This window comes from Leptospira bandrabouensis, from assembly GCF_004770905.1.
Lineage (GTDB): Bacteria > Spirochaetota > Leptospiria > Leptospirales > Leptospiraceae > Leptospira_A > Leptospira_A bandrabouensis.
In genome coordinates this window covers 1,926,125-1,951,252 of sequence record NZ_RQHT01000014.1, presented here as the reverse complement: position 1 = coordinate 1,951,252, position 25,128 = coordinate 1,926,125, and the positions used below count along the sequence as shown (strand labels likewise).

Genomic DNA, 25,128 nt, shown 5'->3' with positions numbered 1-25,128 from the left:
GTTTAACATTCTAGAATGTGCGATACATCTCTTGCCACTGAAAAATTTACTAAGACTCAAAAAAGAATCTTTGCCAAAAACTCGGATCGCGAACCAAACGAAGCACAATCCATATTGCACCTGCCTCGTATAGAACACGAAAAAGGTTCTTTATTACGCACAACTTATATCGAAATACCTCAAACTCCTGTTACGTATGAAGTTTTTTTAAGCAAACCCTTCCATATGTGGGGTGCCGAAATGGGTGTAAATGAATTTGGAGTTTGCATAGGAAATGAAGCAGTTTTTACCAATTTAAAAATCCCCAAAAAAAATAACGGTTTAACGGGAATGGATTTAATTCGGTTGGCCTTGGAACGATGTAAATCTGCCAGAGATGGATTATTTTTAATTACGGAACTTTTAGAAACCTATGGCCAAGATGCATGTGGTGGATATGAAAATAAAACTTTTTTTTACCATAACAGTTTCATCATTGCCGATCGAACGGAAGGTTATGTTTTAGAAACCGCAGATAAATTCTGGGTAGCCAAAAAAATAGATACTTTTTACGCCATTTCCAATGGACTTACAATTGGATCCGACTTTGAATATTCTTCACCCAATCTAATTGATCTTTTAAGAAAAAAATCAAATAAAGAATTTTCATTTAAAGATCATTTCAGTGATCATTTTTACACCTACATGAGTCATTGTAAAGATAGAAGAAAATTACATGAAAAAACTGCTGATAGTTTAGAAAAAGAAACAGAAAGTTATACAATTGCGCAAGCAATGGAAACTTTAAGAACACATTCCATTGACATTGATGAATTCGAACCTTCTGCCTCTTCCATGAAATCTCTATGTTTACATGCTACAGGTCCAACTACTCCAAACCAAACCAATGGCAGCTTAATTGTGGAATGGGATACATCTGAAAATAACCAAGATCCCCTTAGAGTATTTTATACCGGAACATCCACTCCTTGCCTTAGTTTGTTTAAACCATTTTATTTTGGTACAAAAAAATTTATTAGATCTTCTAGTTTATCTTCCGATGCAACATATTCCGAAACCTTATGGTGGTTACACGAATCTATAGCAAGAAAATCAAATTTTGATTACCAAGCGGTTAGGTCTATTTTATTACCAACATTGGTTGGATTACAAGAATCGGTAACCAATATCGCAAAAGAATTTCTTTCACCGCAAAAAAAAGAAGAAGTGCAATGGCGTTTTCTAAAAGATCATGTCAATATTCTAAAGAAAGTAGATGAAGAATTAATTCAGTCAAAAATTGGAAGGAGTCGTTGGCAAAATCCGCTATTCCAAATATACTGGTCTGGACAAAATCGAAAACTAAAGATTCCTTTCCGCTAGTAGAAGGATCAAAAGATCATTCACATTGGTTCCTGTGGCTCCAGTAAATAATAAAGAGTTTGTATCTTTTAAGATAGGATAAGCATTGGAGTCATTCAGTTCTTTGTTAACATCCCAACCATTTTTTTTCATTTGTAACAAAGTGTCTGGGCCAACAATTCCACCGGCTGCATCAGTTGGTCCATCTGTACCATCAGTTCCACAAGACAAAAACATCCAATTTCTGTTGATACGAACCGATTCAGATAAGATGGCCATACGAAGCGCAGTCTCTTGGTTTCTGCCACCCTTTCCATTCCCTTTTACAGGACAGACCATTTCTCCTCCAAGTAAAATGGCTTGTTTTTGGTCATATTTATCTGCTAACAGCAGTTCCTCTATTAAACGACTTGCGGTTTCTTCACTAGAAAAGCCCCATGAATCCGAAATAATTTTTACTTTATAACCTAAACTTTTAGCAGCAACTTCCATAGCGGAAAGTGATGTAGATAAATTTCCCATTACATAATACTCGCTTCCTGGATAAGTTGGCCCAGAAGCAATCACTGCCGGATCATCACCTAACACATCAGAAATGGCAAAAGTATAAACTTTTAAATTTGGATGCAAACGTTTAAGAAGTTTACCCGCCTTTACTGCGGAATATTTTTTTCTCTCAGCATTGATTTCATGAATCCCTAGTCCCTTCTTAAGTAATTTTTCACTTAATTGAATGATATCATTCAAATCGAATCCATCTTCTGGAATTTCAAAAAGACTAGAGCCACCTCCAGATAACAAAACTACCAATTGGTAACTTTCATCTAATCCTAAAAGTTCTAACAAAACCTCTCTAGAATACAATTCTGTATTTTTATCGGGGATAGGATGAGAGGATTCCCTACATTTCCAAACACCCATTTGTCCAATGGATTTAATTTCGGAAGGTAGGTGATCGTATTTTGTAAGAATGAAACCTGAGTTAACTGGAAAGGATTCTTGAAACGATACTGCCATCGCAAAAGCAGCTTTACCCAATGCAAAAACATAAGTTTTTTTCTTTGGATTCTTTAACTCTTTTCTTAACTCTGAATGCAGATTCCAAAATCTTGGTGAGAGATACTTAGGTGTTGCCGCTTTTACTCCTTCCCAAAAAAGAAATTCAATATCATTTTTTAATGAATTCAGATTTTATTTCCTCAATTTTGCCTGTAATGAATCATAACGAATTCCGGACGCAGTGATGAAACCAAATTCTAAAACATCTGTCGGGCAAAGCGAAACACAGGCAGAACATCTTACACATTGTACGCTATCCATTGGTATACCTCTACTTGCGTATCCCATAACATCGATCCCCTGGTGGCAATTTTTCGTACAAATATTACAAGATATACATTTCTTTTTTTCAGAGAATATACGGAATTTACTAAACTTTGCATAAATATGCATAAGCGAAGCTAAAGGACAAAACATTCGGCACCAAATTCTTCCTGAAAATAGGAAAAAAAATCCCACACCTACAACACCGGCAAGCCCAATATCTACAACAATATCATAAAGCCACTTGATAGAATCTGCAATGGACTCACTTAAAACAAAGTTAGAATTTATGCTCTTCCCATATACACCAACTAACTTTAAGAATGTTAATAAAAATGCCAAAAGTAGAATGTATTGTCCAGAATGTTCCAACTGATAGGCCCATTTCCCATGAGGCATTTTTTGCCTATGTTCATCACCCAATGTTTCCGCAAGGCCGCCGCAGGAACAAATCCAACCGCAATAAGCCCCCTTCCCATAACGGTAAACTAAAATTGGAATAAACCCAAAACTAAACAAAACTCCGTAACCTAACCAAAAATTGGTGATTCCTCCGTCATACAAAACACCCATACTTAAAGGCCAGGCCAATATAAATCCGTAGGCTTTCCAATAGGCATCCTTCGGAAATATTTCGGTTCGAATATATCCATCCGGATTTCCTAAATAACCCAAATCTCCAAGTGCTGGCAAAATCAACTCAGGCAATAAAAACAAAAAGAAAATTTGTATGAAAATCAAACTAAGAGTTTGGTAAAAAATATAATCAGTTTTACGAATATAAATCCTTCGAATACCAAAAACCAAGATTGTCAAAGAATATAACATGGTATAGTGGAAAGATGGATACTTTCCCAAAAAAAAATGATTCAGGTAAGTTGCAGTAAAATAAACAAAAAGAAAATAGAAAAAAGCCAAAAGAAGATAGCCATTCCTAATAATAATCCAAGGTTGAATTTTACCAAACCCATGTTTAAATTTTAAAAAAACAAATAGAGTTAACGATAGAATGGATATTAAACCAAACGTAGTTGCTAATGGAGAGAACCAACCCGAACCATAAAAAGATGCCTTTCCAAAATAAGCAAGGGTTGCAAAAGATAATAAAGTCGTAAATCCCACCCAGTCAGAAAACGTTTTTTCATTTTGAATTTTGATTCCGATTTTTTTCAAAAATGGAATTGGTGGTGTTGACCCAATTAAAATATAAACCAAATCCGATTTGATTTTTATTACGGAAGATGGAGTTTTTACAAAAATATTCTTTTCGGAAATTTCCGAAACTTCCGATTCCAATAATACTTTTATCTTTCCTTCTTGAACTAACTGTTCTAATCGTCTTAAGTTTTCAGCTTTAGGTCTTTGAAGATTTTTTCCACGGTGAATTAAACTTACATCATTTGCATAACTAGCACTAACAATGGCAGCTTCCACTGCCGTATCGCCACCTCCTACGATGACTACCGATTTATCCTTTGTATCATTAGGATCAAAGAAGCGGTAAAAAACAGTGGGGGATGATTCCCCCTTCACTCCCAAACGTCTTGGATCACCTGATTTTCCAATCGCGATCACAACAGAGTTAGTGAAATAAGAATCTCCCGATTCCGTTTTTACAATATAAAGAGAACCAGCCTTTTCAATAGACGATACCCGTTTCCCGACTAACAATTCGATAGGTTCTTTTTTTAATAAATGATTTAGATAATCCAATAATTCTTCTTTTGTTGAATCAAAAATTTTTACTTTTGAGGAAGATTCGATTTCTTTTGGTTCAGCAAAAATTGGCTTTTTTTTAGGATAACTTTGGATCGTTTGAAAAGGAAGGTTTGCTTCCAAAACAACATATTTTTTTCCCAACTGACTGGCTTCATACGCACAAGACAAACCGGCAGGTCCTGAACCAATGATGACGGCATCTAAACAATCGGTTTTATTTTCTCGAATGTGTTTCCAAACTTTGACACCGCTTTCTGCGGCTAATTTCAAAAGAGGAACGCCCGTTAAATCCCCAATGATAAATACATTGGGAAGATTAGTTTCAAAATTGTCAGAAATCTCAGGATAAATTTCAACAGGTCCTGTAGGGACAGACTTGGTTAACCAACGAAAATAAGAAGATGGCCACATACTAAAAGATTGGACTGATACTTAAAAAAAAGAAACGAATTTAATTTACAAGAGGAAGTTGGATGATGATTTTAGTTCCCTCTTTTGGATTACTTTTTACTCGAAGTGAACCACCCTGTTCTTTCAATAATTCGATACAAACAAGGAGCCCCAGTCCCGTTCCTTTTTCTCCAACGGTTCCAAATTGAGACGTAAACCTTTTCCCCTCGATAATTTTTTCCAAGAGATCCTCGGTCATCCCAATTCCATTGTCCTCAAAACAAATTTCCATAAAGGATGAAATCGCTTTAGCTTCGATCAGTATCTTTCCATTTGGATGAGAATATTTTATCGCGTTGGACAAAATATTACGCAGGACAGTGGCCGTCATTCGTTCATCACATAATACGAGATATTCATCCGAAATTTTCGTTTCAATGCGAATTCCTTTTTCGGCTGCCTGCATATTAAGGATATCAATAGCATTTTTGATAATCGAAGATAAATTTAATTGATTAGGATTACATTGGGTTTTTTTAGTTTCATTCCGAACCCAATCGAGTAAATTTTCGAGTACCAAATAAGTTTGATTTGTACTTTTTTTCAATTCTTTCAAAGCAAAAATCAGCTCTTCCCTTTCGGGCAAAGAATTTGTTAGATATCCCAAAAAGGTATTCATAGTTCCGATTGGGCCTTTTAAATCGTGAGCCAAAATAGAAAAAATTCTATCTTTATGGTCATTAATACGAACCATTTCTTTTTGAATGTGATTGATGTTTCTTAAAAAATAAAACATAAACAAAGCAACAAAGGACAAACAAGAAACTACTGAATTGATACGAAACAAATCTTGCACTTCTTTATAATATAATAGAGTTCCTTTTGCAAATACACCAGGAGTTCCAAAAAACTCAAACCATAGATAGAAGACAGTATTCATTAGGAAAACGAAAAGAATCCACCACTTCTCCTCGTATGGGAAAATCACAAAAGGAACAATTGCAAACATTAAAAAGTAATAATAAAACCCGCCGGACGTTCCAAAACTAATGGTAGAAACTAAAAACAATGGCACAGATATAGTGATAACTAAAATGATACGAGATAAAAAATACCTTTTCCTGGTATTCAAATACAAAACATAAACTAAGAATGCGATCACGAACACATGAATCATATTCATAAACAGGTAGTGAGGAGCACCAGCAATGACAAAAAAAATAGAATACTGTATGTTTGAAAAAATTCCTAATAGGGCAACTAAATTGGAAAGTTGAACGCGAACCGAAGATTCTAAACTTAATTCTTCAGTAACTCCTAAATTGAGTAATCGCCGAATTCCTAATTTATCTATTAAGTTACTCATTTGATATCGATGGTAAAGTATGTGACGTCATCTGACAAACGAAATGCAAATTTTCGAATATCCTTTTTGATTTTTTCGTTCAAATCATGAATCGAGAGATTTAAACCATCGACTAACTGTCCTTTTAGTCTAGATTCCCCGTACAATTCCCTACGTTTATTCTGACTTTCTGTAATTCCATCCGTATAAAAAAAGAAACGATCCCCCACCTCAAGTTTACGGGAAAAAGTTTCTACTAAAACATCTTTTTTCCATCCCATAATCGGTCCTCTTCCCGTGAGTGGGGCCAAGGTATGAGAAAAAACATTCATAATAAAAGGACTAGGGTGTCCCATTACCGAATATTTCATTATTAATCTCTCTAAATCGAAGTGGCAGGCAACAGCCGTGATATAATTCTTTTCAACTACAGGTAACATCTTTTGATTTAGTTCTAATAAAAATGCACCTGGATCCTTTTCTTTCGGAGCTATTTCTAAAAAATTCACCTTCAACATACTGGCGATAAGAGCGGCTGCAATGCCATGACCTAAAACATCACATAACAAAAAGCTAATGGAAGAATCCTCATGAATATAATAATCAAAATAATCACCGCCAATTTTCTCCATTGGCATAAAAACAGAAGCTACACTAAGGGAATGGTGTTCAAATTCCATAGGTGGAATTAACTTTGATTGCAAACCAGCAGCAATTACCAAATCATCGTGTAACAATTTAAATTGTTTATGTAGCTCTTGTGTACGAAGTGTAACAAGCATTTCCAATGACTCGTTTAAATTGCGAAGTTCCCTTTTTGTTCTCGCACTTTGTAATGCTATAGCAAGAACTCCCGAAAATAGAAAAGTCAAAATTCCATATTGAGTTAAATAATCATTTTTCCCTGTGACAACATCAGTAATGACATCGGCAATCCCAAAAAAAGTAGCAACAAGCGCACCAAGAGAAACAACAACTGCCTCTGCGGTTTTTTTATAATTTTTTGCCAACAATTGAACAAGGATTGGAACCTTTACAGCAAGTAGGATATACCATAGGTATACTAAATAAAATCGACTATCAGGATCCATCGGGAACAACTGAATGATACCAAGAACCACATCTAAAAAAAAAGTTATCACAGCAAGTTTTGTTAGTCGTCTATCGAATAGTGTGTAAACAAATAACAGGATAAAGACGGGAAATACAAACTGGCAAAAAAACAACAAACGCACCAGAATTTCGGGAGAAACCATCAAAAAGTGAATTTTATTTAAAACAGGTAATCTCCAACCTACAAAAAGAATTGCTGTACCTGCTAAGTAAATTCCTGATTTTGAAGATCGATTTAATGCATAGCCAATTCCTTGTTGTAAAAAAATTCCAAAAAACAAGGCAGCAATTACAATTTGGTAGACATCCTCAAAAACCATTTTGTCTTTGATTTGATCTTGGTTCCCAAAAATAGGAACCGATCGAAACAATCCACACCTAAACTGTGTTTCGCGGCACTCCACATCTACAACAAGTTCATTTTCACCTAGTTTCAGAATAGAAATGGGAATTTCATAATAACGGACTTTGTGCCAATACGGATAATAATTAGGTGTGAAACTTCCCGTAGAACCTATATACTTTCCATTCCAAAAAGTTTGGTCAGCCGAATGAAGACGATCCATATAAATCGCCTGTGAATATTCCGGTAAAACTGGGACAAAAATTTTTAAGCGATACTTTCCACGTATCGGGACTTTGTATCCTTGTTCAATCAATGGAACTCCAACTAATACAGGCTTGGCGATTGTTTCGCCCTCTCTTTGGAAAGTCCAACCTGACTCTAATGTGACAATCTCAGAATAAATGGCAGATGATGATAAAAGGACAATCAACCAAAGGAATTTCATTTTGTTGTCCTAGAAAAGACCAAACTCCACTCTCGAGGAAAAATGAAATGTAGAGGATACATAGAATTTCCAGGGAACATCGGAAGGATTGAATAGAAATCCAAAAGAACTGCAAGAATTTTTTAAACAGAGGTTAACAAGATGGTCCAGTTTCGTAAAAAGATGTGTTTTCCGCCCACCCTTCCCCAAAGCCGACTTGCCGCTTTTGAAGATAGACCTATCTATCTGTGAATTTAGACTAAATCGAATTTGATACCAATTCCAATCCATTAATATTTTAGATTGAGTCTAATTATTGACAAAAAAAAGCGAACCGAGAAGGTGAAACTGAAATGGATCTTAGTTACCAAAAAACCAAGGAACTCCTCGAATCCCACGGGATCCGACCGACTTCTCAAAGATTGGAAATGGCACATTTGCTTTTGGAACGCCACCAACATTTATTTGCAGAAGAAGTGTTTCATTTGGTCAATTCCCACTTTCCTCACGCGTCCAGGGCCACTATTTTTAATAACCTGAAACTTTTTGCCGAGAAGGGAATGCTTGGGACTTTGGAATTAAAAAGTGGGGTCACCCATTTTGACTCAAACATTGGACCACACCACCATGCTCTCAATGAAGAAACCGGTGAGATTACTGATGTGGATATGAATGAAGAACTTGAAGCAAAAGTATTAGAAGAACTCACAGAAAGTTATTTCCAAAAGACAGGCAAAAAACTAGAATCTGCAAAACTAGTCATTACCCTCCGAGGGAAATAAAATCCCTCGCTCTTATGTTAACGACTTATCCTTCCATTGCAATTAGTGGGATTGGTTCTGTAACCGTCACTATCATCCATGCCCTTTCCCAAAATCAGATTCCATTTAAAATCCTATGTCGCAACCAATCTAGATTTCAATCTCTAAAGAATAACCCAATAAGTTTCCAAGGCCCGAATGGAAAAATAGTTAAGATTGATTTAATGAGCCACCTAACAATGACTCAAGACAACCAAGAAAAATTTGATTATATTCTGATTGGTTGTAAAAATCAAAATCTTTCTGAATATTTGGAAGAAACAAAATCATTTCTAAAACCAAATGGGAAATGGGTTTTGATTCAAAATGGAATTCCTGAACTACAATTCAAATCCTATACAGATAAAATCATTGGTGGAGTTGTGGGTTGGAATACCCAAACTTTATCTGATCATACTTATTACCAATCCAATGTGGGAAGTTTGATCCTTGGTGAAGCCAAAGGAACCAAACCTGATTCTCTCTGGGAAAAACTTCTCTCACCTTTTCTTCCTGTTGTTTTGACTGACAAACTTAGTGGGTTTAGGTGGCATAAACTAGCCATCAATTCCATCATCAATGGACTTGCCGCTTCAAAACAAGTTAGCTTAGGTGAACTATTTCTCAATCAACAATCAAGGGTAGAAGCCCTCGAAACGCTGACTGAGATTAAACAAGTGATGAACCGGTTGGAAATTACAGAACAAGTGGTGCCGGGATCTTTTCCCATTCAAAAATTAGGTGGAGGTCCAGGTTCTCTTCCAAGGTGGATTTGTCATTTGATCCTTATTTTACTTGGTTTAAAATACTTTAGGATTCGAACTTCTATGGTCCAAGATTTGGATGCAAACCGCAAAACGGAAATTGATTTTATCAATGGTGAAGTTGTAAAAAAAGCAAACAAGTTAGGAATTTCCGTACCTAGGAACGAATGGATTGTTCAGAAAATCAAAGAATTAGAATTAAAAAACTAATACAAAGTCTGGATTTTAGTTTATTTACCCAAACGTAAAAGTTCTGAAATAGAATGATTTGCTTCCAAAGGATGGCGTAATTTTTGTTCGGTCTGGATGATGTATTGGTTACGTCGACCGTCTTTACTTTTTTCTAAGATTTGTGCATCCACCAAATCTTTGACTATGGCTTGAACAGCTCTCTCGGTAATACCAACTAACAAAGCAACATCTTTCAACCGCATATCTGGATCCTTGCTCAAACAAATCAAAACATGAGCATGGTTTGAAAGAAAAGTCCATTGGCCTCCTTTTTTATTCAATTCTTGTGCTGTTCTTTTAGGTTCTTTGGTCATTCTTCGTGTATAAAACTAATATAATATTGTATATATGATCTAAATATTTTGATGATGCATTAAAGTAAGTGCTTACAATGCACTCTTCCTAAAACAATAAAAAATGTAAACGAAGAAACGTTTTAAACCTAACTCACAGGAGTTAGGTTGTTTCGTCAGACCATTTGAAGTTTCTAACTAGCCATGCCCAATAGATGAATAAAAACTGGAAGGGCAATCTTGCATACAAAGCCCAAATCGGGACTCCAAAATCTTTTCCGTCTAAGGCCGTTAATAACATATTGATATTTGCTGGATATATGGCGAGTAAAAGCAAAATGATTCCGTAACTTGCCATCTTTCGCATTCGTTCATAGAGGACCAAGGATCCTAAGGTAATTTCAGCGAGTCCACTCGTCACATTCAAAAGTTCGTGGAATGGCAGATAATCTGGCATCATTTCTAGATAAAATTCTGGAGAAAAGAAATGGTTGGCTCCAGCGATTATGTAGAAAGCCCCGAGAGAATACACGAGAAATTTTTTCATCACCGAACTTAAACACAATGGTAAAAAAAATCATTACAAATTTTATTCGGACCGGAAAATGGTCTGCTTTTCTTTTGGTTACCCCGGGCCTTAAGAACCCGGATAAAAACTAGAAAAGTATTTTTAGTGGTTGGTTAGGCAACAATCCGCCCTTCTTTAGATTTATAATGCCCGAGTTTTTCCTCCAATCGTTTCCGACTTTTGATCGTAATTCGATTCGGTTCAATGACCAAGTTTGTATCACTTAGGAATTCCTGAATGGTTTCTTGTTTCACCTTGATGATTCCACACATATTACAAAGTTCTTCCATCTGGATATAAATCGTATGTGGATTGGCTAAACTTTCATCCAAGTTTCGACCTAAACGAATGTCTTGGTCCCGGATTGAATTGTATAAATAAGCGTAGAGTCTGATGACGGGCGTCTTCAATCGAAGAATGACCAGGCGTTGGTGGGAAAACCAAATCCGTCTAGCAATACTTTCAAAGATTTTTTGTAACAAGGATGGTCCCACAGATTCAAATAAACTATCTGCGGTAACACGAAGGATTTTACTTTTGGTTTCGGTAATGGCTGATGCCATACGCGGAGCATTGTCAATGAGAGACATCTCTCCAAAAATTTCGCCCGGCCCTAAAACATCGATTACATACTCAAAACCACGAACAATTCCAAACAGTTTAACATTTCCCTCTAACACTACGTAGATTTCGTTGTTCTTTTCACTTTCAACAAAGAGGATTTCTCCAGCCTCCAAAGAGGCCTGCATACTCTCCCAAACAAAAGGTTTGTAATTGGATCCAATGGATCTGAGTAGTTCCGTAGCCTCTGCCACGTTAGCCGTGGAATTGTTTTCTTTGGACCATTTAAGAAAGGTTTGTAAAGAATAGGCCGCTAAATTTGGTTTTTGCCAAGTTAGGTAAGTTCTAGCATTTAGAACCAAACGTTCTGGGTGGTATTCGCGGTCTGCGGGTTTGTTTGCCTTGGATAGGTGTTTTTGTAAAGTTCTGAGCTCTCTAGAATAAAGACCTAATATCTTCATAGCGAGCTCTTTTCTTTCTTTCAAATAAGAACCCAAAAGTCGAATCGGGATCTGCACTAACTCCACATCGGTATCCGCAAACAAAGTCACCAAAAATCGATGTTCGGTGAGGGCTGAGACTAGGCCAAAACTATCCCCCGCTTCGTAAAATGAGAGTTCATGATCTACGACAATATGTTCAGAGTCGACCGATACCCGGCCTGATCTTACAATAAAAAAATTTCCAGTATTGACGGAATTCTGCACAACGATGGCAGCACCTTTGGAATAATTAACAACTTTGATTTCTTCTACGGACACTGAATCAAAAATAATGTTTCGGAAGCTAACCAGTCAAACATTTAAATCTTGGATGTCATCTGATCCCAAATCAAATCGTACACTTTATTAGCAGAAATTTCTTTTCCGGGGTAAGACTGTGCTCCTGAAAATAAAGGGTAAAATTCCTTTTTTGCATGAATGGTCCCGTGAGATCCTTTTACCAAATTTGCATCCAGGGGGATCACATCCATCAGGTAGCGAAAACCTAGTTTTTTTTGTAATAATTTTAACAATACTCTCAGTTTAACGGCAGATTTTTTAGGATCTAAAAACATCTCACAAGGATCATACCCTGGTTTTCTGTGAATATCCACCAAACGAGCATAATCTGGTGCCATTCTATCATCTAACCAATAATAGTAAGAAAACCAAGAATCTGAATCTGCTACTAAAACGAAATCACCGGAACGTTCGTGGTCCAAATGATATTTTTTTTGCGCTTTTTTATCTAAAACAAGCTGAATTCCTGGAATGTTTTTTAGAATCCTTTCCACCTTTGTTTTTGTTTCGGAATCTTTGCAATAAATATGACTAATTTGGTGGTCCGAGACCGCAAAAGCCTTCGACGCACCTGGATCTAAAAGTTCATACCATCGTTCCTTGCGAACAGAAATGAAACCATTCTCTCGGAGGATTCGGTTGATATGAATCGGACGATGGACTGGTGTGATTCCATATTCCGATAACAAAATGATTTTTGTATTCTGTCCTTCGTAGTATTCAATTAATTGTTTAAGAACCGTATCAATTTCTAAAAGCTCCTTTTGGATTTTTGAAAGATTTGGTCCCAATTTTTGCAAACAATAATCCAAATGAGGAAGGTAAACCAATGTAAGCGTTGGGTTGTATTTTTTATCTACAAAGATAGTTGCATCTGCGATCCATTGTGTGGATTTAATATTGGCATTAGGTCCCCAAAAATGGAAAAGAGGAAACTGGCCTAGTTCTTTTTGTAACTCATCTCGAAGTTCTGGAGGATTCGAATAACAATCAGGTGCTTTTACACCGTCTGCATGGTATTGCGGCCTCGGTGTCACCGAATAATCCGCGCTAGCGTACATATTGTACCACCAAAACATTTTGGAACAAGTGAATTGGGGATCGATCTTCCTTGCCCTTTCCCAAATTTTTTCACTCTCTACTAGGTGGTTGGATTGTTTCCAGAATTTAATTTCTGAGTCTTTGTGATCATACCAACCATTACCAACGATTCCATGTTGGTTCGGCCATTTCCCTGTCAGATAAGTGGATTGCACGCTGGTAGTCACAGCAGGGATCATTGGTTCAATGAGTATTGTATTTCTTTTTTCCAAAAACTGTTTTAGAAAAGGAGTAAATTCGCAAACCAAATGAGAACTAAGTCCCACAACATCGATCACAACTGTTTTCTGAAATGAGTTAGTTTTTGTATTTTTCATTTTATAACCTATAGATTTATTTCTCAATCTAAAATAGTTTTTACCCATGCCAATTCACGAATGATGGATGTTGTAATAGGAGTTTGTAATTCTTTTGGTAACACTCCCCAAGTATACGTTTCCACTTCTAAAGCATCAGTTAAATTAAATTCTTTTTGTAAATTCAATAGATAAACTAATTCACTTTGAGTCGAAGATAAAAGCCCATAACTATCTAAAAAAACTGGAACATGAAAATGGATTCGCCATTCCTCAAAAGGTTTGACATCTCTTTGTAATGCATAAGGCAAATCAGGAAAGGATTCTAATTGTCCATCTTTGGACTGAATGACTACTTGGTGAAGATAGGTTGGTTCCTCAAAATGCTTTAGGGAATCCAAGGTTGGTTTAGGATCTTCAGGGAACTTTACTTTCAAAGCAGAACTGATTTGAATTCTACCCACTTTTATGAAATTCTTACGTAACAACCTAACTACAGTATTGTTATCTTCGAAACTCACGGCGGAATGACAAACATCTAAACAAATTCTAATATGATTACGAATTATACTTTCCGCTTCTTCCTTTGTAAACCCCCATTGGGATTGGATTTCAGGAAGTGCTGTAGGGAGAAAAATATCTCGAAACCAGTGAATCCAAAGTTCAACATTTCCTAAAATACCATCCGGTTCCGGTTCTATATCCAAATGTAAAATTTTTCCCGTTTCCTTTTGGATTTGAATCAAATGATGAAGGACTTCTGTGATATTTTGAGTGGCAGATTTAACTCTTAATTCTCTTTCTGCATCTGTTTTGTCAAAAAACTGATAGGAAATGGGTGGAGTCGAAACTCCACCTTCCAAACCTTCCGGTAATAATTGCGATAAAATAGAAAACAAACGAATTGTATAATCCAATCGGTCCGTGGTAGCCCAATCTGGATGATATACATTCTCTTTAACCGTTGTTTTGTGAAAATTACCATAGGGAAATCCATTGATCAAAAAAACGTAAAATCCTTCTTTGGTTAACCAAGTTTGGAATTCAGAAATAATATTTGGTTTTATAAGTTCAAACGAAGCTTCACCGGACAACCTAAGCCCAATGCCCATCGGTGTTTGCGGTGATACTTTCGCACGAATTATCGGAAGATTTTCTTTGAGTTGCAAAAAATGATCCGACCAAGTTTCTCCAGGATGAATATTGGAACAGTATGTAAGATGGCCGTATTTGGTTTTCATAGATAAGTTTTTAAGAAATTTACAGAAGTATCTATAGTTTTAAAATCCATTTCATGGACTTCCAGAGATTTTCCAATTTCAGCTAACAATACAATGGTGAGACGACCTCCCAAATGTTCCCGAAACTCTTCTAACCCTAAAAATAAATTCTGTTTTTCTCCATCCGATAACATAGGATGGTAAACGACAAATCCCAGTGTTTTCAATAAAGAAAGAATCCGTAGACAATCGTCTTGGGACAAAAATTGTTTTTGATAAGAATACACTGTGTCCAATGCAATACCAATCGCTACGGCCTCACCATGCCTTAAAGAAAACTGAGTTAAGTATTCTAATTTATGAGCTGACCAATGTCCAAAATCCAATGGTCGAGAAGATCCAAACTCAAAAGGATCTCCGCTTGCAATATGATCCATATGAAGTTTTGCACAGCGGTGGATTAGGTATGCCATTGTATCTAAATTTCGATTTAATAATTCACTGGCATTCGATTCGATCCAATGGAAAAAATCCTTATCTTTAATTAAGGCCACTTTGATGGCCTCGGCCATACCGGATCGCCAGTCTCTGTCATCTAAACTTTCTAAAAATTGGAGGTCGTTAAACACGGCAACAGGTGGGGCAAAGGTACCTAGGAAATTTTTTTTACCTTGGAAATTGATGCTATTTTTCACTCCCACACCAGAATCATTTTGTGAAAGCACAGTCGTTGGGATTCGAACCAAACGAATCCCACGGTGAGACACAGCCGCTACATACCCAACCAAATCAAGAACTGCTCCTCCTCCTATGGCAAGGATATAGGAATGTCTATCGACACCGTGTGTATTTACCGCATTCACCAATGATTCCCAAAGGTTTTGGTTATTTTTACATTCTTCCCCACCAGGTATTGGAATGATATCGCCCGTTAGTTGGATAAATGATTCTAAACCTTGAAAGTAATTTTTTATTTCTGAAACCAAATTCGGATGATAATGGATCAGTCTTTCATCAAACACTACCATTACTTTTTTAACAAGGCCCTGTTTTATTTCTGAAATAAAAAAATTTTTTAAAACTGGATTATCTTTTTGAAAAATATCTTTCGTAAAGTAAACTTTATATCTATAAGTGATTTGAAACTCTGAAAAAAGAGGGAAAAAAGAATCTTCATTCATAATAAAACTCTAAGTAACAGAAAATGTTTTTGCTAAAACCAAAGAAAGAGGTAATAAACAAAAGATAACGATCGCTATAGTTAAAAATCCGAAACTTGCCGCAAAAGAAGCATTCAAAAGAATGAGCGTAATTACCCCCATCTTAACTGCCTTACCAATCATAGGACCAATAGGATTTTGATAAGCACGAAGCAGTGGTGGAAATACCATCGCTATGTGTAAAACCACAAAAGGGCTACTCTTTATCAAATTTCCCAATTGAAAGGACAAAAAGGAGATACAAAAGAAAACGATAAGGTATAAAACACCAGCAAATAATAAAGGTATCTTTTTTCCACCGTGGACTTCTCCTCGACTCACCATCGTTATAGCAGCGATATAACAGATAGGAAGTAAAGAAAGAGAAATTTCGAATGTTGTGATTTTGGATACTAAACTCATTCCTAGAATTAAGTTACCACCGCGACACATTCCCATTACAATAGGACCAAGTATAGAATGATGTTTGGCATAACGATTGTAAGTAAGGATAAGGACAATAATAGCAAAGGCAATCCATCCACTTTTGATTTGGTATAAAAAAGCAAAACCAAGCCCCATGCCTAAAAGGAAAATTCCAAAAACCAATGCAGAATTTTTAGTAACCTTCCCACTAGGAATTGGTCGTTCTGGTCTTTCTTTTATATCAATTTTTGTATCAAAATAATCATTTAATACCACTCCACCGCCATACAAACCTATGGTGGAAAGTAATAAAAAAATAGGGGTATTGTCTTTCCAAACAAATCCAACTATGGCCATACCAGCAAGGATATCAGCCAGTGCCGTTACTACATTTGCAGGTCGAAATAGTGTAAGGTAAGCTTTTAGAATCATTTATTGGATGAAGAGAGAATTTTTATTGGGAACTGGTTGTTGGCCACCCCTTAGGATAGAGTTGCCATGAAACTTAGCATTTGGATCGGGTTGGAATTCTGTTTCAAAATCAGTTACATCAATCTGACCACTTTTTGCAAAGGCATCGATCGCATTTTGATAAGTGACCATTCGAATGACATCAACTGGAATTCCTCTTTGTTTCATGAGTGCTGCAGTTTTAGGAATGGCAAGTGGATCGGAAATTCCCCAATCGGCACTGGAGTTGATCATAATTCTTTCTGGTCCATACTTCTCCACAACAGTTACCATCCTTTCGTTCCCCATTTTAGTAAAAGGATAAATGGTAAATGCGGCCCAAAATCCTTGATCTAACACTGACTTTACGGTTTCTTCATTATTATGATCAACAACAACCCAGGACGGATCAAGTCCATGTTCTAATGCAATGGACATACTCCTTTCTGTTCCGCGTTTTTTATCTCGATGGGGTGTATGAATTTGTACAGGTAATTTTGCTTTTTTAGCCAGTTCCAGTTGCAAACGATAGTATTTTTCTTCCAGAGGAGTTTGGTCATCAAATCCAATTTCGCCAATTCCAACGACACCTTCTTTATAAGCAAACAAAGGTAAAATTTCCATTACCTCTTCCGCAAGACGTTCGTTATTTGCTTCTCTTGAATTTAAACCCATTGTACAATAATGTTTGATTCCAAACTGGGATGACCGAAATCTTTCCCAACCCACAAGGCTACTATAATAATCTTTAAAACTGGAAAGCCCCGTCCTTGGTTGTCCGACCCAAAAAGCAGGTTCAATGATGGCTACAATTCCTGCTTTAGCCATCATTTGGTAATCGTCAGTGGTTCTTGAAACCATGTGAATGTGTGGATCAAAAAACCGCATCCCTTGGATTAGATTTTGGTAATCTTCCCATAACAAATCGCGATGAGTCAGTATTTCGTCGCCAGAAGGAGTAGATTCAAAATGAGAAGGGTTTGTAGATGGTTCTTTATGATTTTGGCACATAAAAATTTGATTTAAGGAATGGACTCTATCTTAGACCAATCCAACTCTCCGTTTTTTATAGATAATTCAAGGTCAGGATATTTCGATAATAAAGAATGTACATTGGGATTTTTGGATTCAAAACATACAAGAGCTGCGACTTCCCTCTCCGCTTTTAATTCCGATTCCAGTAAATTGATTAAATTAGGAAAAGTGGTTTCATCACTAAAAGGAGCAACCAGTCTCCAAATTTGTAAAGGTATCTTTCGCCCTGCAGCAAAACGTTCACTGATAAAATCAGAAATTGCAATTGCCAAGTCTTTGTTTTTTCTCCTATCAATTCCATAAATTAAATCGATTGGTTTTCCATTAAATATGGTTTTTAAAACCAATTGGTTCCAAGCAAGTTCAGAAAAATAAAGTTCTGGGTAAGGATTCAGTAATGCAATGGAATCGAAAACAAAACCCATATTCGATCGTACAGCATCTGTAGCTCTAGGCAACCATTCCCAGGGATAAGGCAAAAGTGGTAATGCTGAATACAAAGCAACTAACTCATTTAATTCAGCTGTATCAAATAATGTTTCAATATTTTTGACAAACTGATCTTTAGGTACCGAAGGTAAATGCAAAAGCAACCAAACACGAGCTAAACGAACAAGGCTCCATCCATTCACTTGAAATCCATTACATTCAGGGACCAAACCTCCATTCGATTTTGAATCGTTAAAAACCATTTTTTTTGATAAAAAACGAGGAGTCGCAACAAAGGCAGTCATCAAATCCAAATCATTTTTTTGGGTTTGTTCTTCTAACCATTCACGTTCTAATTTGGTAGTTTGTTCAAATAGGAATTGAGTCAAATTTGTTGGAATATCTGTCATAAAGAACTATTATTGGAAAACTTCTGATGGATACACCACACCGTAAATCAAATATTCAATTTCCAACTCACTTTCCCCTATTACCGCCATTTTTTAAGATATTTTTTATAAAAAATATAAATATCATTCTGTAACTTTGATTACTTTTGTTTCTATTGGATGAATCTTGGTAATTCCGGAAAATTAAAAAAACAAAACGGAAATTTGAATGAAACATCAAGAAAGTCCCATGCAGAACCAAGAAGAAATTTTAGAGAAAACCAAAAATTGGATTTTGAAATCAGTGATAGGACTTAACCTTTGCCCCTTTGCAAAACAACCGTTTCAATCGAATACAATTCGTTATGTGATTAGTGACTCTAAAACAAAAGAGGATTTACTATCTCATCTCCAATCAGAACTAAAAATTTTAAGTGAAATCGAACCACTTGTAACCGAAACAACACTTATCATTCATCCTTATGTATTGGAAGATTTTTTGGATCAAAATGATTTTTTGGACGAGGCTGATTTTCTTTTAAATCAATTAGATTTAGAAGGTGTCATACAAATTGCTAACTTTCACCCGCAATTTCAGTTTGCCGACAAAACTGTAAACGACATAACCAATTTCGTAGGAAGATCCCCATATCCGACATTACATCTGTTACGTGAAGATAGCATTAGCCGCATTGTCGACTCTCATCCAAATATTGACAGTATCTACAAAAACAACAGAACAACATTCACTAAATTAGGACAGGAAGGTTGGAAAAATTTAGGATTATAATTTATTTACAAAAGTAATATGGATTCATATTTTTCGTTTATGATAATGCTAGGAGACCTACGAACCATTAAATATAAAGTTTGAAAGTAAACTCAACCTAGATTCACTGACGAAAAAACAGGTGGTGGACCATGTATCTACGAAATCATCAATACATAATCGGATTTCTTTCTTTAGGGATCCTAATATCTCCCTTCACTAAAGACTTAGATGCACAATTCATTACACCGGTAAAAAAGGAAGTTCCCCAAGAAACACCCCCGCCACCGCCGATAACTCCACCACCTCCTCCTCCCCCGCCAGAAGAACCAGCAGAATATGTAAGTCCTATGAAAGGGAACCTAACTGGTGAATATCTTAAGAGTATGCAGATCACCGCAAAACAAAGAAAGGCGTTGCAAGAGAATACTAACCTATGGTTTGCCGACAGGTTTCGTGTGGGATTTGGAATTCGTCCAAAAGCAGACTCACTTTACAATACAGACTTCGATCGTTCCACTCCAGATAACAGAAATACGGTGAGTAATCAAACTCAGTTTTTTCTGATTGGAGATATATCTCCCAATGTGGCTTTTAAACTGACTTTACAAGATGTTAGGCTTTGGGGCGGGGAAGTTTTGAATGGATCCACAGACCAAAGGTTAGGTGTAATTTCCAATGCTGGTACAACGATTGATACTTCCAAACAGAAAGAAGTACCTTTAAATAACTATACGGGGTTTCGAGAGGCCTTTGTTGATTTAAAAACTACCAACCAAATATTTCGTGTTAGAACAGGTCGCCAAATTTTAGATTTTGGAGATGGAAGGATCGTAGGAGCGAGAAATGACAGTTTGAACGGAAATGCCTTTGATGCCATTCGGACAACCATCACCATTCAAAAACATAGTATCGATTTTTTTGGGGCAGTACTCAGCTCAGAAAATAATGCCAATAGCATCGTTTCCAACAATTCCACAAGAGTTGGTGGGCCAGGAAATGCTTCTTATTACGGAGCCTATTTTGGTTTCAAACCTTGGGACTGGCTCGGAATCGATTTATATAACTTCACTCTTTATAAACAAAAACTAAAAGCCTCAAACACTACTGCAAATTATGGATCGGAAATTTACTACAGAGGTCCTGACCAACTCAATACAACGGGTTTTCGGCTTACCAATCGCACTAAAGGCAACATGATTACAACTGAAACTGGAATTGACTGGATGGTCGAAGCAGCTTGGCAAACTGGATTTACTGGTGATCGAGTTTCCCCAGACTGGCTCAACCAAAATGGAACTTATACAACTAATAAAAAAACAGGTGAGGCACCACCCCTTTCCTCTCCGGTCCAATACAAAGCCAATTTAGTAGCAGTTCAATTGGGATTTACTCCAGTGAAAGAATTTCGAATAGGCGTACAATATGTCCAGGCATCAGGAGATCCTAATCGAAATGATGGAAGTGTAGGCACTTATAATCCTATTTTTGCAACAAGAAGGATGGCAAGCGCAGGACTTGCGTTCTCTGGAAATGGAAATTCTGGGATGGTATTTTGGCAAAACATCAAAGATTATTCCATCAATATAAAATATGATTCAGGAAAATGGGGAACATTTATCTTAAACCCTCACTGGTATTATAAAGTAAAATTACAAGACGGTTACTACGATAACAGTGGCTATGTGTCAGGTAGTAAAGCTACGGGAGAAACTGCTTCTACAGAAGATTACTTTAATACGGAAGCTTACAACCAAAACCGACCGAAATTAGGAAAACATGTTGCTACAGAAATTAACTTTATCTATATAGTGACTCCTTTTGAAAATGTTTCTTTTTGGTTTGGGGCAAGTTCCCTATATGCTGGAGATGCCATCAGAAACCAAAAGAACAATCCGTATGAAACCGATCCTTATCATAGATACGATTTGAAACCTAACTCAAGTTTTTTTACTCTCCAGAGTGTGTTTGCCATTTAGTTTTTTAGTTATGTTTTTGGTTGACGAACTGATTAGTTTGTATTCCTTTAATACAAACTAATTTAGGATAAAAATGAAAACTATTATTACCTTCATCCTTACTTTAACAGTAATCCATTGCAGAATGAAACCGGAAATTAAACCAAATTTGCCTAAACAATCTTCTGCAGTTGTTTTCGAACTGGTTGTCCCTAAAATATTTATGGGACATTTTTATCCAGAAAAAGTATTTTTACTAAAACTCGATAAGTCAAAAAAGAATTTAAGCGAATTACAAATGATTGAAACTAATTTTTTTTCCATCAGCCGTTATTACGTTTTAAACATTGAACCTGGTGAATATGCGATTGTAGCAGCCCATGTCCATGAAAAAGATCCTAATACACAAAAAGATGCAAATGTATACTATGTATTAGATCGACAAAATCTCGAGAAATCAAAGTTCACGGTAAAACCAAATCAAATTCGGATCTTAGGTAAGTATGTAGTTGATTTTAACAAATCAGAATTGGGAACTGATCTTGACATGGACAACGTGGGAGAATCTATTATTGGAAGTTTTAAAACTAGCCTAACAGCCAAAATCGGTGCTGCCATAGTTTCCACAGTACTTACTGGGGGTGCAGACCAAACAGATAGTTCCGGTTACGCAGGATTTACCGAAATCGATCAATCTAAGGAAATGATTGAGGAAATAAAAAAACAATCAAAGTTAGACTTCGAAGAAACAGCTTGGTCTTCCATTCCCATAGAGTAACTATTTAGCTAACTTCCGTTTGATTCCGGACGAAGTTTTTCTAAACCATCTAAAATCAAATTTAAGCCAAATGCAAAGTCGTGTATTCCATTATATTTTCCGGAGACCACTTCTTTGCCTAAATTGGTTATGTGAGAAAAGGGACTCAATTCCAATAGTGGCATAAAACTTTCGGCCTGTTTTGCGTAATCATTTGGATCAATGGGAAAATTCAATTCTTGTAAAATAAAACCATAAATATGGCTGTCGATTGTATTGATAATATGGTCAGCGGTCTGCAAAGAAAATCCAGCGGCATGTAAACAACCAAGTGTGGTATCAAAGTAGGTCATCATTCCTTCTCCCACATTCATTCGCGAGACGATAAGAGAAGTAGCCCAAGGATGTAAAATTAATATTTCACGAGCAGACTTGGCTCTTATTATCATTTCTAATTTCCAATCTCCACCTATCCTTGGTAATGTGATTTTTGAAATAACAAGGTCTACCATTCCATCGAGGACTTCGTCTTTATTTTTTACATGATTGTATAAAGACATAGCTTCCACACCCAAACTAGATGCCAAATGTCGCATGGACAATTTTTCCAATCCAAATTCATCGGCAATTCGAATGGCAAATTCTAAAACTAATTTCCTAGATAGGGTCTGCTTTTTTTTAGCCTTTTTAGAGAGTTTCAGAGAAGATAATTTGGGTTTCTTTTTTTTATACACTTCCTCTCCTTTTTTAGAATTTATATCATATTTTCCCTATATTTCTATTGTTTTTACGAAAAGACAGAGAGAAATAAATTTCCTTGACAGGCTTACACTGTAAGTATAAATATTGTTTTCAGGAGATTAGCCATTGAAAGTCATTACCGCAAGAAAGTATGGAACACCGGATGTCTTCCGTTTAGAAAATTGGGAATCCCCTTCTCCCCAAAAAAATGAAATCCGAATCAAAAATCATAATAGTGCAGTGAATTCAGGTGATTGGCGGATTCGTAAACCCGATCCCAAAGCAGTTCGTTTATTTTTTGGAATATTGAAACCGAGAAAGCCAGTTTTAGGAATTTCTTTTGCGGGAGTGGTAGATGCCATTGGCGAAAACGTGACAAAATTCCAAATAGGAGATAAAGTTTTTGGTTCCGCTGGAATGCAAATGGGAACTTATGCAGAATATTTTTGTATCAAAGAATCTTCCGTCATGACTATCCTTCCCAAAGAAATATCCTTTTCGGAAGGAGCTGCTTTATCATTTGGAAGTTTAACGGCTCTAGACTTCGTTCAAAAATGTAATATCCAAAAAAACCAAACGATGATCATCTATGGAGCTTCAAGCTCGGTGGGAACTGCGGCCATCCAAATCGCAAAACATTTTGGAGCAGTTGTCACAGCAGTTTGTAGTGTTGGAAATTTTTCCTTGGTTCAATCAATCGGAGCGGATTATGTTATGGATTATACGGGTTTTCACTCTGAACCGCATAACACAACTTATGATATTGTATTTGAATGTGTGGGTAAATCATCCATCTCATCCAACTTAAAACACCTAAAAAAAGGTGGAGTTTTAGTTTTAGTCGGTGCTTCCTTTAAAGAAATGTTTCAAGCAGCTTGGATTTCCCTTACCAAAGGAATCAATATTAAATTTGGACCTATTTCTGAAACGATAGAAAATTTAAATTTTATCGCTGAACTTACGAGAAAGGGAGAGTTTAAGGTGGTAATCGACAAATCTTTTCCTTTAGAAGCAATGTCCGCTGCCCATGAATACGTAGAGGCCGGTCACAAAAAAGGAAACGTTGTCATTGATATAACCAATTAACTTGATTTATTTGAGGAAATTTTTTTAAAAACTACCACATTCGTTTGTGGTAGTTTCTCCATTGGATTTGTTTGTCACTATTTGAATTTTTGGTTTTGTTTTTTAGTCTCCAAGAATGTGAGATCTTGATAAGAATGATCTGCTTTACAAACCTTTACGTTTGCAGAAGTGGAACAAGAAGCGGTACCAGAAATTTTACAACCTTTGGCTTCACAAGCCTTCCTGTCATTTCCACGACATTGTTGGCAACCGTTGGAACTTCCATTTCCACAAAGGAAACAATCTTCGGCAACTAATCCTGTAGTTCCTAAGACCATCAGGAACATAAAGCAAATCGTGACCAATGTTCTCATATATTCTCCTTTCTTTCTATTTTTTAAATAGAAAGAGGTGTGAATTTTCATCGAATACGATCCATTGACAATTCAAATTTTAATTTCGGATCGGAGGTAAAACATAAAATAAAATTGCAAAAAAATGACAAATACTTCCTGAGAGAACAAAGAGATGCCAAATCGCATGATTAAAAGGCAAACGGTCCCAAAGATAAAAAATCACACCTACCGTATAACTCAGTCCACCTGCCACAAGCCAAGAAATTCCACCCACACCGATTGCTTGGCGAATGTCTTTGATCACAAAAATGGCAAGCCAACCCATAAAGATATAAACGACAACCCGAGCCCCGCTATATTTACCTGGAAACAATAACAACAAAAGGACTCCCACAAATGCCAAAATCCAAACCACTAAAAATAAGGTCCAACCCCACTCGGAATGTTCCCTTAAACTAACAAGCGTAAATGGAGTATAGGTTCCCGCGATTAACAAATAAATGGAAGCATGATCGATCACTTTAAAAATACGTTTGGTGGCGGAATGGTAAATTCCGTGATACAAAGTGGAGGCAAGATACAAAAGGATGAGAGTGGCTCCGTAAATGGCAGAACTGACTATATGCCAAACATCTCCATATAAAACTGCAACAGTTAGTAAAATTGAAAGTCCAGCAATACTTAGACCACCACCGATTCCGTGTGTAACAGCATTGGCAATTTCATGTCCAATGGAATATTCATGAATGGTATCGATAAGTTCGGCCGTAGATTGTTGTATTTGATTTAAAGAATCAGAAGGAGAAAGAGAGAAATTGTTTTTTGATGTTATTTTTGATTTGGATGAGGTGGTTTGTTTGTATTTACTTTGATTAGAACTAATGGATTTCTTTTTTGCTTTGGGATTACTTTTTTTCGCTTTCATAAGGTATCTGTA

At 36.4% G+C, this 25,128-nt stretch carries 23 protein-coding genes; 7 read left to right on the top strand and 16 right to left on the bottom strand.

What is annotated here, in order from left to right; all coding sequences use genetic code 11:
* Positions 1-15: 15 nt before the first annotated feature.
* Positions 16-1,362 carry a C69 family dipeptidase gene (locus tag EHR07_RS16310; protein WP_135746030.1) on the top strand — a complete coding sequence of 449 codons (1,347 nt, stop codon included), beginning with the start codon at positions 16-18 and terminating at the stop codon, positions 1,360-1,362.
* On the opposite strand, the gene EHR07_RS16305 is transcribed toward EHR07_RS16310, so the two are convergent.
* Genes EHR07_RS16305 through EHR07_RS16290 form a run of 4 tightly spaced genes read right to left on the bottom strand, consistent with a single transcriptional unit; the run spans position 1,342 to position 8,022 of the window.
* Positions 1,342-2,529: a glycerate kinase type-2 family protein gene (locus tag EHR07_RS16305; protein WP_135746029.1), complete on the bottom strand. Its 1,188-nt coding sequence runs from the start codon at positions 2,527-2,529 to the stop codon at positions 1,342-1,344. The genes EHR07_RS16310 and EHR07_RS16305 overlap by 21 nt on opposite strands.
* A 3-nt stretch (positions 2,530-2,532) precedes the next feature.
* The gene (locus EHR07_RS16300) at positions 2,533-4,794 is read right to left on the bottom strand and encodes an NAD(P)-binding domain-containing protein (RefSeq protein WP_135746028.1); all 2,262 of its coding nucleotides are present in this window, start codon (positions 4,792-4,794) and stop codon (positions 2,533-2,535) included.
* 40 nt (positions 4,795-4,834) lie between these two features.
* Positions 4,835-6,139, bottom strand: coding sequence for a sensor histidine kinase (locus EHR07_RS16295; RefSeq protein WP_135746027.1), 1,305 nt, complete (start codon positions 6,137-6,139; stop codon positions 4,835-4,837).
* Positions 6,136-8,022, bottom strand: coding sequence for a PP2C family protein-serine/threonine phosphatase (locus EHR07_RS16290; RefSeq protein WP_135746026.1), 1,887 nt, complete (start codon positions 8,020-8,022; stop codon positions 6,136-6,138). Before EHR07_RS16290 ends, EHR07_RS16295 begins: the two co-directional genes overlap by 4 nt.
* Positions 8,023-8,354: 332 nt before the next feature.
* Here EHR07_RS16290 and perRA point away from each other — a divergent pair, with 332 nt between their 5' ends.
* Both perRA and EHR07_RS16280 read left to right on the top strand, forming a co-directional pair.
* A complete protein-coding gene (gene perRA / locus EHR07_RS16285) occupies positions 8,355-8,783 on the top strand; it encodes a peroxide-responsive transcriptional repressor PerRA (protein WP_135746025.1) in 429 nt (142 codons plus the stop codon).
* 14 nt (positions 8,784-8,797) lie between these two features.
* A complete protein-coding gene (locus EHR07_RS16280; RefSeq protein ID WP_135746024.1) occupies positions 8,798-9,775 on the top strand; it encodes a ketopantoate reductase family protein in 978 nt (325 codons plus the stop codon).
* Between the two features lie 20 nt (positions 9,776-9,795).
* On the opposite strand, the gene EHR07_RS16275 is transcribed toward EHR07_RS16280, so the two are convergent.
* The 9 genes from EHR07_RS16275 to EHR07_RS16235 all read right to left on the bottom strand — a co-directional run bounded on the left by EHR07_RS16275 (position 9,796) and on the right by EHR07_RS16235 (position 18,566).
* On the bottom strand, positions 9,796-10,110 hold the full coding sequence (locus tag EHR07_RS16275; protein WP_135746023.1) for a winged helix-turn-helix transcriptional regulator: 315 nt from the start codon (positions 10,108-10,110) through the stop codon (positions 9,796-9,798).
* 142 nt (positions 10,111-10,252) lie between these two features.
* The gene (locus EHR07_RS16270) at positions 10,253-10,636 is read right to left on the bottom strand and encodes a DoxX family protein (RefSeq protein ID WP_208739815.1); all 384 of its coding nucleotides are present in this window, start codon (positions 10,634-10,636) and stop codon (positions 10,253-10,255) included.
* 134 nt (positions 10,637-10,770) lie between these two features.
* A complete protein-coding gene (locus EHR07_RS16265; protein ID WP_135746021.1) occupies positions 10,771-11,979 on the bottom strand; it encodes a Crp/Fnr family transcriptional regulator in 1,209 nt (402 codons plus the stop codon).
* A 41-nt stretch (positions 11,980-12,020) separates the two neighbouring features.
* Positions 12,021-13,418: an alkaline phosphatase family protein gene (locus EHR07_RS16260; RefSeq protein WP_135746020.1), complete on the bottom strand. Its 1,398-nt coding sequence runs from the start codon at positions 13,416-13,418 to the stop codon at positions 12,021-12,023.
* A gap of 23 nt (positions 13,419-13,441) precedes the next feature.
* Positions 13,442-14,638 carry a metabolite traffic protein EboE gene (gene eboE, locus EHR07_RS16255; protein WP_135746019.1) on the bottom strand — a complete coding sequence of 399 codons (1,197 nt, stop codon included), beginning with the start codon at positions 14,636-14,638 and terminating at the stop codon, positions 13,442-13,444.
* On the bottom strand, positions 14,635-15,798 hold the full coding sequence (locus EHR07_RS16250; protein ID WP_135746018.1) for a 3-dehydroquinate synthase: 1,164 nt from the start codon (positions 15,796-15,798) through the stop codon (positions 14,635-14,637). The genes eboE and EHR07_RS16250 overlap by 4 nt, the downstream gene beginning before the upstream one ends.
* Positions 15,799-15,807: 9 nt before the next feature.
* Positions 15,808-16,674, bottom strand: coding sequence for a UbiA-like protein EboC (gene eboC, locus EHR07_RS16245; RefSeq protein WP_135746017.1), 867 nt, complete (start codon positions 16,672-16,674; stop codon positions 15,808-15,810).
* Complete coding sequence (locus EHR07_RS16240; RefSeq protein ID WP_135746016.1) at positions 16,675-17,703, bottom strand: TatD family hydrolase; 1,029 nt, start codon at positions 17,701-17,703, stop codon at positions 16,675-16,677. It abuts the gene before it with no gap.
* A gap of 11 nt (positions 17,704-17,714) precedes the next feature.
* A complete protein-coding gene (locus EHR07_RS16235; RefSeq protein ID WP_135746015.1) occupies positions 17,715-18,566 on the bottom strand; it encodes an EboA domain-containing protein in 852 nt (283 codons plus the stop codon).
* 208 nt (positions 18,567-18,774) lie between these two features.
* Here EHR07_RS16235 and EHR07_RS16230 point away from each other — a divergent pair, with 208 nt between their 5' ends.
* The 3 genes from EHR07_RS16230 to EHR07_RS16220 all read left to right on the top strand — a co-directional run bounded on the left by EHR07_RS16230 (position 18,775) and on the right by EHR07_RS16220 (position 22,050).
* Complete coding sequence (locus EHR07_RS16230; RefSeq protein WP_135746014.1) at positions 18,775-19,335, top strand: DUF1415 domain-containing protein; 561 nt, start codon at positions 18,775-18,777, stop codon at positions 19,333-19,335.
* Between the two features lie 131 nt (positions 19,336-19,466).
* Positions 19,467-21,293 carry an alginate export family protein gene (locus EHR07_RS16225; RefSeq protein WP_135746013.1) on the top strand — a complete coding sequence of 609 codons (1,827 nt, stop codon included), beginning with the start codon at positions 19,467-19,469 and terminating at the stop codon, positions 21,291-21,293.
* A 73-nt stretch (positions 21,294-21,366) separates the two neighbouring features.
* Complete coding sequence (locus EHR07_RS16220) at positions 21,367-22,050, top strand: hypothetical protein (RefSeq protein WP_135746012.1); 684 nt, start codon at positions 21,367-21,369, stop codon at positions 22,048-22,050.
* An 8-nt stretch (positions 22,051-22,058) separates the two neighbouring features.
* Here the strand turns inward: EHR07_RS16220 and EHR07_RS16215 are convergent, their stop codons facing one another.
* On the bottom strand, positions 22,059-22,763 hold the full coding sequence (locus EHR07_RS16215) for a TetR/AcrR family transcriptional regulator C-terminal domain-containing protein (protein WP_244288967.1): 705 nt from the start codon (positions 22,761-22,763) through the stop codon (positions 22,059-22,061).
* Positions 22,764-22,896: 133 nt separating this feature from the next.
* Between EHR07_RS16215 and EHR07_RS16210 the strand changes: the two genes are divergently transcribed.
* Positions 22,897-23,856: an NAD(P)-dependent alcohol dehydrogenase gene (locus EHR07_RS16210; RefSeq protein ID WP_135746011.1), complete on the top strand. Its 960-nt coding sequence runs from the start codon at positions 22,897-22,899 to the stop codon at positions 23,854-23,856.
* 77 nt (positions 23,857-23,933) lie between these two features.
* Here the strand turns inward: EHR07_RS16210 and EHR07_RS16205 are convergent, their stop codons facing one another.
* The gene (locus tag EHR07_RS16205) at positions 23,934-24,209 is read right to left on the bottom strand and encodes a hypothetical protein (protein ID WP_238753592.1); all 276 of its coding nucleotides are present in this window, start codon (positions 24,207-24,209) and stop codon (positions 23,934-23,936) included.
* Between the two features lie 79 nt (positions 24,210-24,288).
* Positions 24,289-25,116, bottom strand: a complete 828-nt coding sequence (gene trhA / locus EHR07_RS16200; RefSeq protein WP_135746010.1) for a PAQR family membrane homeostasis protein TrhA — start codon at positions 25,114-25,116, stop codon at positions 24,289-24,291.
* Positions 25,117-25,128 lie beyond the last annotated feature (12 nt).

What these genes read in the sequence shown, in the direction of transcription:
- EHR07_RS16300 (WP_135746028.1), bottom strand. Translation starts at nt 4,794, where the DNA reads ATGTGGCCATCTTCTTATTTTCGTTGGTTAACCAAGTCTGTCCCTACA.
- EHR07_RS16225 (WP_135746013.1), top strand. Translation starts at nt 19,467, where the DNA reads ATGTATCTACGAAATCATCAATACATAATCGGATTTCTTTCTTTAGGG.
- EHR07_RS16290 (WP_135746026.1), bottom strand. Translation starts at nt 8,022, where the DNA reads ATGAAATTCCTTTGGTTGATTGTCCTTTTATCATCATCTGCCATTTAT.
- EHR07_RS16280 (WP_135746024.1), top strand. Translation starts at nt 8,798, where the DNA reads ATGTTAACGACTTATCCTTCCATTGCAATTAGTGGGATTGGTTCTGTA.
- EHR07_RS16250 (WP_135746018.1), bottom strand. Translation starts at nt 15,798, where the DNA reads ATGAATGAAGATTCTTTTTTCCCTCTTTTTTCAGAGTTTCAAATCACT.
- EHR07_RS16310 (WP_135746030.1), top strand. Translation starts at nt 16, where the DNA reads ATGTGCGATACATCTCTTGCCACTGAAAAATTTACTAAGACTCAAAAA.
- EHR07_RS16260 (WP_135746020.1), bottom strand. Translation starts at nt 13,418, where the DNA reads ATGAAAAATACAAAAACTAACTCATTTCAGAAAACAGTTGTGATCGAT.
- EHR07_RS16230 (WP_135746014.1), top strand. Translation starts at nt 18,775, where the DNA reads ATGAAACATCAAGAAAGTCCCATGCAGAACCAAGAAGAAATTTTAGAG.
- EHR07_RS16275 (WP_135746023.1), bottom strand. Translation starts at nt 10,110, where the DNA reads ATGACCAAAGAACCTAAAAGAACAGCACAAGAATTGAATAAAAAAGGA.
- EHR07_RS16205 (WP_238753592.1), bottom strand. Translation starts at nt 24,209, where the DNA reads ATGAGAACATTGGTCACGATTTGCTTTATGTTCCTGATGGTCTTAGGA.
- eboC (WP_135746017.1), bottom strand. Translation starts at nt 16,674, where the DNA reads ATGATTCTAAAAGCTTACCTTACACTATTTCGACCTGCAAATGTAGTA.
- EHR07_RS16220 (WP_135746012.1), top strand. Translation starts at nt 21,367, where the DNA reads ATGAAAACTATTATTACCTTCATCCTTACTTTAACAGTAATCCATTGC.
- eboE (WP_135746019.1), bottom strand. Translation starts at nt 14,638, where the DNA reads ATGAAAACCAAATACGGCCATCTTACATACTGTTCCAATATTCATCCT.
- EHR07_RS16235 (WP_135746015.1), bottom strand. Translation starts at nt 18,566, where the DNA reads ATGACAGATATTCCAACAAATTTGACTCAATTCCTATTTGAACAAACT.
- EHR07_RS16240 (WP_135746016.1), bottom strand. Translation starts at nt 17,703, where the DNA reads ATGTGCCAAAATCATAAAGAACCATCTACAAACCCTTCTCATTTTGAA.
- EHR07_RS16270 (WP_208739815.1), bottom strand. Translation starts at nt 10,636, where the DNA reads ATGAAAAAATTTCTCGTGTATTCTCTCGGGGCTTTCTACATAATCGCT.
- trhA (WP_135746010.1), bottom strand. Translation starts at nt 25,116, where the DNA reads ATGAAAGCGAAAAAAAGTAATCCCAAAGCAAAAAAGAAATCCATTAGT.
- EHR07_RS16295 (WP_135746027.1), bottom strand. Translation starts at nt 6,139, where the DNA reads ATGAGTAACTTAATAGATAAATTAGGAATTCGGCGATTACTCAATTTA.
- perRA (WP_135746025.1), top strand. Translation starts at nt 8,355, where the DNA reads ATGGATCTTAGTTACCAAAAAACCAAGGAACTCCTCGAATCCCACGGG.